Below are 560 nucleotides of genomic sequence, written 5' to 3' on the forward strand. Positions count from 1 at the left end.
CTCGCTGTGCAGCGCGCCCATGGTCTTGCCGGCGACGGTCATGGCGTCGGTATTGATCTTGCCGGCGCGGATCAGTTCGCCCATCACCGCCGGCAGGCCGCCGGCACGGTGGTAGCCCTCGCCGAGGTACTTGCCCGCGGGCTGGCAATTGACCAGCAGCGGAATGTCGTGGCCGAAGGTCTGCCAGTCCTCGATCGAGAGCTCGACGTCCATGTGGCGCGCGATGGCGTTGATGTGGACCGGACAGTTGGTCGAGCCGCCGATGGCGGAGTTCACCACGATCGCGTTCTCGAAGGCGGCCCGCGTCATGATCTTGGACGGGGTGAGTTCCTCCCACACCATGTCGACGATGCGCCGGCCGGTCTCGTATGCCCTCTGGCCGCGCTCGCGGTAGGGCGCCGGGATGGCGGCGGCGCCCGGCAGCATCATGCCCAGCGCCTCGGCCAGCGAGTTCATCGACGACGCCGTGCCCATGGTGTTGCAGTGACCGGGGCTGGGAGCGGAAGCCGCGACCATGCCGATGAATTCGTCGTAGTCGATCTCGCCGGCGGCGTGCAGGC

The 560-nt window shown here is 68.2% G+C and carries 1 protein-coding gene; it reads right to left on the reverse strand.

The genetic code is table 11. The annotated features are described in order from the left end of the window. Positions 1-560: dihydroxy-acid dehydratase domain-containing protein (locus tag ACKGJN_RS16655; protein ID WP_409540690.1), on the reverse strand; the 560-nt coding region annotated here is incomplete at both ends.

The sequence above is a fragment of the Gillisia xinjiangensis genome (assembly GCF_046298265.1).
Taxonomy (GTDB): Bacteria; Bacteroidota; Bacteroidia; order Flavobacteriales; family Flavobacteriaceae; genus Gillisia; species Gillisia xinjiangensis.